The 9,121-nt window shown below is 51.0% G+C and carries 6 protein-coding genes and 1 pseudogene; 1 reads left to right on the forward strand and 6 read right to left on the reverse strand.

Annotated elements, in window-relative coordinates:
• From hemE to Q0614_RS08475, 6 genes are all read right to left on the reverse strand, one after another.
• On the reverse strand, nt 1–1,022 hold a 1,022-nt coding region (hemE, locus tag Q0614_RS08450; protein ID WP_298787994.1), incomplete at its 3' end, for a uroporphyrinogen decarboxylase.
• A 2-nt stretch (nt 1,023–1,024) separates the two neighbouring features.
• Entirely contained in the window at nt 1,025–1,516 is a 492-nt protein-coding gene (locus Q0614_RS08455; RefSeq protein WP_298787996.1) for a YqhA family protein, read from the reverse strand.
• A 305-nt stretch (nt 1,517–1,821) separates the two neighbouring features.
• Nucleotides 1,822–2,853: an aspartate-semialdehyde dehydrogenase gene (locus tag Q0614_RS08460; protein ID WP_298787998.1), complete on the reverse strand. Its 1,032-nt coding sequence runs from the start codon at nt 2,851–2,853 to the stop codon at nt 1,822–1,824.
• Nucleotides 2,846–5,578: a DNA gyrase subunit A gene (gene gyrA / locus Q0614_RS08465; protein WP_298788003.1), complete on the reverse strand. Its 2,733-nt coding sequence runs from the start codon at nt 5,576–5,578 to the stop codon at nt 2,846–2,848. Before gyrA ends, Q0614_RS08460 begins: the two co-directional genes overlap by 8 nt.
• Nucleotides 5,579–5,628: 50 nt before the next feature.
• Complete coding sequence (locus tag Q0614_RS08470) at nt 5,629–6,249, reverse strand: ComF family protein (protein WP_298788000.1); 621 nt, start codon at nt 6,247–6,249, stop codon at nt 5,629–5,631.
• Nucleotides 6,250–6,798 carry a YajG family lipoprotein gene (locus Q0614_RS08475; protein WP_298788002.1) on the reverse strand — a complete coding sequence of 183 codons (549 nt, stop codon included), beginning with the start codon at nt 6,796–6,798 and terminating at the stop codon, nt 6,250–6,252.
• 92 nt (nt 6,799–6,890) lie between these two features.
• Here Q0614_RS08475 and Q0614_RS08480 point away from each other — a divergent pair.
• Nucleotides 6,891–8,600, forward strand: a pseudogene (locus Q0614_RS08480) (DNA polymerase III subunit gamma/tau); the annotation flags it as partial.
• Between the last annotated feature and the right edge of the window lie 521 nt (nt 8,601–9,121).

Raw genomic sequence — 9,121 nt, forward strand, 5'->3', positions numbered from 1 at the left:
AGATCCACCAGATATTTGGCGTTTTGCACGCTTACGTCGGGCAAAATTCCATGCCCTAGATTAAAGATATGCGCGGCACCCTTCATCGCCGTTAAAATCTCGCGCACGCCCGATTCTATCGCGCCGCGGTCGTATAGCCGCATCGGCTCCAGGTTGCCTTGAAGCGCAAATTTGCCCCCGAGCTGCTCGCGCGCAAGCCCCATAGGAGTGCTCCAATCCACGCCCCATACGTCAAAGCTCGCCTCGCCTCGCCGCGCCGCGATACGGCTCAGCCGCGATATCTGCGCGCCCGTGCCTTTGGCAAAGACGATGAGCGGGATATGCGGGAATTTCGCCTTTAAAAATTCCGTGATTTCTAGGATGTATCGCCAGCCGAACTCCTCGTATGCGCTCGGCTCTAGCGCGCCTGCCCAGCTATCGAAAATCTGCACCGCATCGACGCCCGAGCCGATCTGGCGCGCCAGATAGAGCTTCGTCGCCTCCGTAACTAGGCGCAAAATTTCATGCAGAAGCTGCGGGTTTTCGTAGAGCATCCTTTTGCAAACGGCGTAATTTTTGCTGCCGCCGCCCTCGATCATATAGGTAGCGATCGTCCACGGCGCGCCGCAAAAGCCGATGAGCGCTTTATCCGCAGCAAGGCGAGAGCGAGTAAGCGAGATCGTATCATAAACGTATCCGAGCTCTGCCGCGGCCTTTTGCGGATCTAGGCGCGCCAGATCGCTCTGAGAGCGGATCGGATCTCTAAAGCGCGGCCCCTCGCCCGCTTCGAAGCGCAGATCCATCCCCATCTGCATCGGCACGACCAAAATATCGCTAAAAAGTATCGCCGCATCGACGCCCAAAATCTCCACGGGTTGGATCGTCACCTCGCTAGCAGCGCGATAGTCGCGACACAGGCTCAAAAAATCGCCTGCCCTCTCGCGCACCGCCATGTATTGCGGCAGGTAGCGCCCCGCCTGGCGCATCATCCAAATGGGCGTGTATGGGGTCTCTTTGCCGAAGCATGCGTCGATGAAAACCATTTTTATCCTTTAAATTTACTCAAAATATACAAAGCCAAACAAACCGCGAAGATAGCCCCTGCGAGCAAAAGCATATCCAAAGGGGTAGTAAAATAGGTGTGCAAAATTCTCTTGAAAAAATCCACTACGAGCACCATTATGATGACGCTGCCGAGTTTGTGCTTCAGCTCATCCAGCGAAGCGATCTTTAAAACTTGTAAATTTAGATCCACAAACTCGTCAATAAACAGCTCATAAATTCCAAATACGAAGATTAGCAGCACGATGGCGACCAGATACAGATCGATCGCAGTTATTATTTCGCTTAAAATGCCAATGTAAAGCGCTCGCTCGCTCTGCGGGGCTAGGAAAAATTCCACGATTTTATAAAGCGCCGAGCCGATTTCGTAGCTTGCCATCACAAATATCGTCGCACTAGCCGCAACACAAAAAATAACAGGCAGAAGCGTTAGAGACTTGCTACAAAGCAAAAATTTTTCAAATATAGCTTTCATTTCTTCCTTAAATTTTAATTCGAGACTAGCCGCTTCGCAAACGAATGTATAAATTTAAAAGCCGCTCTATGCCGAAGCGCCCTTTTAAATTTACGCTCGTTTACAATCGCGTAAATTTATCTCTTTTGATCGCGCCCGTTTGAGTCTTTAAAATTTTGCGCCCGATTAAAAGCGCAAAATTTCAGCTCGCGGTCTTAAATTTTAACTAGACCAATTTGCAAATTTTATTCGCCGGTCTTCGGTGCCGAAACCGCGCGCGCAACCGTATCCACGCACAAAGGCTCGGCAACTCTGCTAAATTTATCTTACTTGTCTTGCTGCATATCGATCCAGCGAAGCGCGATGCGCACGGCGTTCGTAGCCGCTCCGACGCGGATTTGATCGGCGCTGCACCAAAGATGCAGAATTTTATCGTCGAAATTGTCCCTGCGGAGCCTGCCGACGTAGGTTTCGTTCGTATCGCTCGAAAGCAGCGGCATCGGGTATTGCTTTTTGCTTGGATCGTCTGCAAGCACGATACTAGGCGCGTTTTTTAGAATTTCGCGCACGCGGCTAATCTCGAAATCCTTTTTAAATTTTATCGTGATCGCCTCGCTGTGGCTGCGAAGTACCGGCACGCGCACGCAGGTAGCCGAAACGGCGAAGTTTTTATGCAAAATTTTCTGCGTTTCGTTCACCATCTTCATCTCTTCTTTGGTGTAGTCGTTGTCCAAAAATACGTCGATGTGCGGGATGACATTCATCGCGATCTGATGCGGGAAAACCTTCGGCTCGCACTCATCAAGCTTAAAAGCGAAAAACTGCTGCAGCTGCTCTACAAGCTCGCTCATACCCTCTTTACCTGCACCGCTCGTCGCCTGGTAGGTGCTTACATCTACGCGCTCGATATCAAACGCGTCATCAAGCGGCTTAAGAATTTGAACCATCTGGATAGTTGAGCAGTTTGGATTAGCGATGATGCCTGTCTCTTCCCATAGCTTTATATCCTGAGGATTACACTCGGGCACTACGAGCGGGACATTTTCTTGCATACGAAAGTGGCTCGTGTTATCTATCACCACTGCGCCGCTTGCCGCAGCAAAAGGCACGTAATGCGCCGAAATGGAGCCGCCCGCGCTAAAAAACGCGATGTCGATCTCGTTTTCGTCGAAGGTGCTGTCTGTTAGCTCCCTCACGATGTATTCTTTGCCGCGGAATTCCACCTTCTCGCCCGCGCTCTTTGCGCTTGCAAGCGGCAGTATGTCCTTTACAGGGAAGTTCATCTCGTCTAAGACGCGCAAAATCTCCTCGCCTACGGCGCCGGTAGCGCCTACGATGGCGATATTGTAACTACTCATCCTCTCCTCCTTTTAAAATTTCATCGCTAGGGCCGTCGCTCTGCGAATCTTTGCTATCTAAATTTGAATTTAATAAATTTTCATCCTGTGCAAGCTCATCCGCTTCGCCCTCGTCGCCCTCCTCGGCTTTCGGGCAGGTCGCGATGCTCACGACGTCGTCGCCCTCGACATTTACGACGATGACGCCGCTGGTGTTGCGGCCCGCTTTGCGGATGCTTTGCATATCTACGCGGATCATCTTGCCGCTGGTGGTTAGCGCCATGAGATCCATCTCCTCATCGACCATCACGACGCCGATGAGCTCGCCCGTGCGGTTGGTGAGCTTCATGCAGATGACGCCCTTGCCGCCGCGGTTTGTGAGGCGATACTCGCTCGCGGTGGTGCGCTTGCCGATACCCTTTTGGCTCACGCTTAAAATTTCTTGCATATCGCTTAGAATAAACGCGGCGCCGATGACCTCGTCGCCTTTTTCTTTAAATTTAATCCCCTTTACGCCGCGAGCGATGCGCCCCATCTGGCGAATTTTATTTAGATTAAATTTAAGGCACATTCCCTTTTTCGTAGCGATGAAGAGCATATTTTCGTTAGCGCTTTGCGGCTCGCCATCTTGCACGCCCTCGCCTTGCGAAATTTCATCTGAAATTTCATCCTCGCTTCCCTCTAAAATATCCTGTTCGGTCTGCTCTAAAACTTCCTCAGCCTCGCCGCCGTCCAGATCGTCGCCGCTTAGAGCGCCTCCTTTGTAGTTTTGCATCTCCTCGGCGCTATTTGGAGCGATGAGCGCAGTCACCAGAGTATCGTCCTCATCTAGGCTGATAGCGCGGATGCCAAGTGAGCGGATGTTTTTAAACTCGCTTAAATTCGTACGTTTTACTATGCCGTTGCGAGTGAAAAATACGAGCGACTTGCTCGGATCAAAATCGGTCGTAGGGATGATCGCCATGATCTTTTCGTCCGCGCCGAGCTGGATTAGATTTACGACCGCCTTGCCCTTTGCGGTGCGCGAGCCCTCCGGAATTTTATAGACCTTAAGCCAGTAAAGCTGCCCGCGGTCGGTGATAAACATAAGCGTATCATGGGTGTTGGACGTAAAAAAGCTCTCGATGAAGTCGTCATCGTACGTCGTAACCGCCACGCGCCCCTTGCCGCCGCGCTTTTGCTTCTCGTAAGTCTTGCTAGGCACGCGCTTGATGTAGCCGCGGTGAGTGATCGTAACGACCATATTTTCATTCGCGATGAGATCTTCGATGTCGATATCCTCGTAGTCATCGACGATTTCGGTAATTCGCGGGCATTTAAATTTATCCTTGATCTCCAAAAGCTCATCTTTGATGATCCCTTCGATTAGCTCCTCGCTCTTTAAGATCGCATCAAGCCGCTTTATCTCGGCTAAAATTTCTTTTAGCTCCTCCTCGATCTTTTCACGCTCAAGTCCCGTTAGGCGGCTTAGCCTCATATCTAAAATCGCGCCCGATTGCGCCTCGCTGAGGCCGAATCTGCTCATTAAATTTTCGCGCGCGACGTTGGTATCGGCGGAGTTTCTAATCACGTCGATCACTTCGTCGATATTATCTAGCGCAATCTTTAAACCCTCTAAGATGTGCGCTCTAGCGCGCGCTTTTTGAAGCTCAAAAATCGTGCGGCGGATGATGACGGTTTTTCTGTGGTTCAAAAACAGCTTCAAAAGCTCTATCAGCGTGAAAATCTTCGGCTCTTTGCCGTCGATTGCAAGCATTATCACGCCGAAGGTCGCCTCCATCGTGGTTTGCTTAAATAGATTATTCAGCACGATCTCGCTCATCGCATCGCGTTTAAGCTCGATTACTACGCGAATTCCGTCGCGATCGCTCTCGTCGCGCACCTCAGAGATGCCCTCGATCTGTTTTTCTTTTACGAGATCCGCGATCTGCTCGATCAGGCGCGCTTTATTGGTCTGATACGGCAGCTCGTCGATTACGATGACGTCTTTACTAGCCTTTTTTTCGATATGGGTCTTAGCGCGAATTTTAACTCGCCCTCTGCCCGTTTTATACGCCTCGATGATCCCTTTTTTGCCGTAAATTATGCCGCCGGTCGGAAAATCAGGGCCCTTGATCTCGCCCATTATCTCCTCTAGGCTTGCGTTTTTATTCTCAAGTAGTATCAAAAGACCGCCCACGAGCTCATCTAGGCTGTGCGGCGGGATATTCGTCGCCATTCCAACGGCGATTCCGCTCGAGCCGTTAAGCAGCAAATTCGGCACGCGCGCAGGCAGGACGTCGGGTTCGTTCAGGCTCTCGTCGTAGTTCGGCACGAAATCGACCGTCTCTTTATCCAGGTCTTTTAGCAGTTCCTCGGCTAGCGGCGTCATACGCGCTTCGGTATACCTCATCGCCGCCGCGCCGTCGCCGTCGATCGAACCGAAGTTGCCTTGACCGTCGACGGAAGGAATTCTCATCGAAAAGCTCTGCGCCATTCGCACGAGCGCATCATAAACGGCGGTATCGCCGTGCGGATGGTATTTACCGATGACGTCTCCTACTATACGGGCGGATTTTTTGTAAGGCTGGCGAGAGCCCACGCCAAGATCGTTCATCGCATATAAAATTCGCCTATGCACCGGCTTTAGACCGTCTCTGGCATCCGGCAGTGCACGACCGATGATGACGCTCATCGAGTAATCAAGATAGCTGGTCTTGATTGATTCTTCGACGTCGATATCGATGATTTCTTGATTTTCAAACATATTTGATTGCATAAATATCCTTTTAAATTTTAAAGCGCGATTATAGCGAATTATTCTTTTGCATTAGCTAAAACCAAGCCGCACACGGGCATAAAGCCGCCATCGATCAAGCTCTCGCGCGCTTGCAGCATGCTAAGACCCGAGGTGATGATGTCGTCTACTAGGATCACGGGGAATTTCGGCGGGGTTAAAATTTTAAAATTTCGCTTGTGTTTTAGGCGAAATTCCAAACTCTGCCCGCTGTATTTGACGCGATTTTGCGCGCGCAGGCAGTGAAATTTAGGCTCGATTAGCTCGCTTTTTAGCGCGCGGGCTAAGATCGCCGTGTGCGAATAGCCACTGCGTATGTCATCATCCAGCGGCACGGCATTAAATTTAAAAACCCCGTCCGTTGTTTTAAATGCTTCGTAATTTTGCGGATTTGCTGAAATTTCGCGCCGCAGATGAAGCGGGAATTTCGCTAGACTTAAAGAGGCTATACGCGCAAGCACCGCAGCGCCGTATTCGTGATGTTTAGAAAGTATGAGCTCTCGAATTTCGGAGTAGCCGTAGTAGTAAAACACGCTAAAGCCCTCCACCTGCCGCATACTTAGGCGGCATTCGGCTAAATTTGCGGCGCAGGCGGCGCAGATCGTGCGCAGGCTAAACGCGCCGCAATTTACGCAGCGCATCTAAAGCGTCAAGATGATTTGATCGGCGGATTTTTTGACGATGTCGCCAAGCAAGCTTTGCACAAAAGGATTAAGCGATCTGGCCGTGCGAAGCGCCGTAAATTTGCTCTGATCCTGCGCTACGCGCTTGGTCGTGGTTTGGCTGCCCTGCACTATCGCAATCGCGACCTCGCCTCTTGCGCTCATATTTTCCTTCGAGTAGCCGTTGATCGCTGCCGAGATGCTTCTAATATTTACGGTTACGATATTCGGGCTTGCCGGATCGATCTTTACGCCGCGAGCCTCAAGCTCCGCGCGCAAAGCCTTATCGAACCACGCCGAGAGATTGTTTTTTAAAAGCACCTCATCGACCAGCTTGCCGTCGTTATCGTTGATGACGGCGATTACCATCTGATTTTCGCGCTGATCGTTGATCGCGTTGATATTTACCGACTTGCCGCTTACGGTCTGATCGGCCTTAGAGAGATACGGATTTAGGCTGATGACGCTGCTGGTTTGCGAGCAGGCGACAAAAAATAGCGCGAATACGCCGATTAAAAATTTTTTCATTTTTATCCTTTTTCTGAAATTCGGGCGCATTGTAGCACTAAATTTAAAATTTATAGATTTTTTTGTATCATTGTAAGATCAAAGGAGAAATTTTGCAAGCACTCGCTTTAAAATACAGACCCAAAAGCTTCGAGCAGCTCATCGGTCAAGATGCCGTCGCCAAAAGCCTCGCATACGCGCTGGATTCGGGCAGGCTGAGCCACGCATATCTTTTCAGCGGACTTCGCGGCAGCGGTAAAACTTCGACGGCTAGGATTTTTGCCAAAGCGCTTTTATGCGATAAAGGCCCTACCGGCAAGCCGTGCGAGATCTGCGATAACTGCGTAATGGCAAACGAGGGGCGCCACATCGACATTATCGAGATGGACGCCGCCAGCCACCGCAAGATCGACGATATCCGCGAGCTTATCGAGCAGACGAAGTATCATCCCGCAAGCGCGCGCTTTAAAATTTTCATCATCGACGAGGTACATATGCTCACCAAAGAGGCCTCCAACGCGCTTTTAAAGACGCTTGAGGAGCCGCCTAGCTACGTAAAATTTATCCTTGCGACCACAGATCCGCTCAAGCTTCCAGTCACCGTGCTATCGCGCACGCAGCACTTTCGCTTTAAGCCGATCGCTAAAAGCGCCGTCGTAGCGCATCTAGAGCAAATTTTAAAAACCGAAAACATCGCTTACGAAGAGGGCGCGCTTGAAATTCTAGCTCGCAGCGGCTCTGGCTCGCTACGAGACACGCTCACGCTCCTCGATCAGGCGATTATCTTTAGCCGCGAAGGCATCACGCAGCGCGCGATCGCCGATATGTTGGGCCTGCTCGATCCCGCTAAAATCGGCGAAATTTTAGACGTCGTGTTGCGCCAGGACCGCGCGGGCGCGATCGAGATCATCAAAGAGGTCGAAAACTATAACGCCGAGACGATAATCGACGAGATGATCGCAAATTTAAAGGATAAATTCCTGCGCCGAGACGCGAAATTTAGCCTGCTGATGTACGAGCGGTTTTTCCGCATTTTAGCGGGCGCTAAGAGCATGCTCGCCATCAGCCCGGACAACACCTACGCGATCTCTATGATGATTTTTATGATGATGGAGGCGGTAAATCTGCGCGAGATCGACGAGCTCATAGAGGTCGGAAGATCCTTGGATCAGGGCGAGGGCTATGCTTCTGCTTCGGCGCCTAATTTAAACGCGCAAAACTCCGCGCTGAATTTTAGATCGAATTCCAATCAAGGCGCGGCATTTGCGCCAAATAGTGAGCCAGGCGGCGCGGCTTTTGCACCGAGCGACCAGGGTAGCGCGACAAGCGGCGTGCCTAGCTTTACTGCGAGCGCAAAACGTCCCGCAAGCTCGGTGCAAAACTCCGGTGCGGCAAAACAGAGCCCTGACGCAAACGACGAGATCAAACCTGGCGCAGCGGTACAGGCGCAAAATTCTAACTCTTCCATCAAAGCGGGTGCTCAAAATGAAATTTACGAGAATTTTTTAGCTAAAATTTACGACCGCGATTACGATCTGGGCGAGAAATTTAGCAAGTGCGTGGAATTTTTAAAATTTGAACGCGGCACGCTGTATCTGCTCTCGCGCGCGCAGGGGCAGGACAGAGAGTACCTGCGCAAGGGCTCGCGAGCGATAAATAGCGTGTTAAAATCACTCTTCGGCGAGAGCGCGGCCATCAAGATTGAGCAGGGCGCGCCGCAAAACGGCGATGATCCCGCCCAAAGCGAGTGCGATCGGAATTCCGCAGGTGGCACAACCGCTACACAAAGCAAGAATTATACGCAAGGCGCGACTTTCGAATCCGGCGCCGATACTGCGCGCCCGAGAAATTCGACCTCACAAAGCCCTGTAAATTCCGCGTCGCAAAATTTTACTGAAAGCTCAATCTCTAGCAGCGTGCAAGAAAATCCCGAATCTACGCAAACGGGCGAGCAAGATCATAGGAATTTAACTGGCGCGCAAGAGAGCGAGCAGAGCTGTGCACCGCAAATAAATTCCGCCGCAGATGAGGCGCAAGCCGCAAAATTGCAAACGGATGCGGGAAGAAATTCCGAGCAGCAAAATTCGAAAAATTCTACTACGCAAAATTCTGCACAGCGAAATTCCGCGACGAATTCCAATTCGCAAAATTCCGCTTCAAATTCTAAGCTGCAAAATTCCGAAATTTCTTCAGGAGATGACGGCGGGGAGAAAGACGATCTGTTAAGATCCACCGATCCGCAAAACTACGCCGCAAAGCCCCGCGATACGAGCAAGAGCGTGCACGCCGCCAAGGCAGGCCTCGCCGAGCTCGCAAACGGCGCGCAGGACGGCAAGGAAATTTT

Origin of the sequence: uncultured Campylobacter sp. (genome assembly GCF_937997595.1) — a bacterium.
Lineage (GTDB): Bacteria > Campylobacterota > Campylobacteria > Campylobacterales > Campylobacteraceae > Campylobacter_B.

Excerpts from the sequence above, each read along its gene's own strand:
- Q0614_RS08455 (WP_298787996.1), bottom strand. The coding sequence starts at position 1,516 with ATGAAAGCTATATTTGAAAAATTTTTGCTTTGTAGCAAGTCTCTAACG.
- Q0614_RS08460 (WP_298787998.1), bottom strand. The coding sequence starts at position 2,853 with ATGAGTAGTTACAATATCGCCATCGTAGGCGCTACCGGCGCCGTAGGC.
- gyrA (WP_298788003.1), bottom strand. The coding sequence starts at position 5,578 with ATGTTTGAAAATCAAGAAATCATCGATATCGACGTCGAAGAATCAATC.
- Q0614_RS08470 (WP_298788000.1), bottom strand. The coding sequence starts at position 6,249 with ATGCGCTGCGTAAATTGCGGCGCGTTTAGCCTGCGCACGATCTGCGCC.
- Q0614_RS08475 (WP_298788002.1), bottom strand. The coding sequence starts at position 6,798 with ATGAAAAAATTTTTAATCGGCGTATTCGCGCTATTTTTTGTCGCCTGC.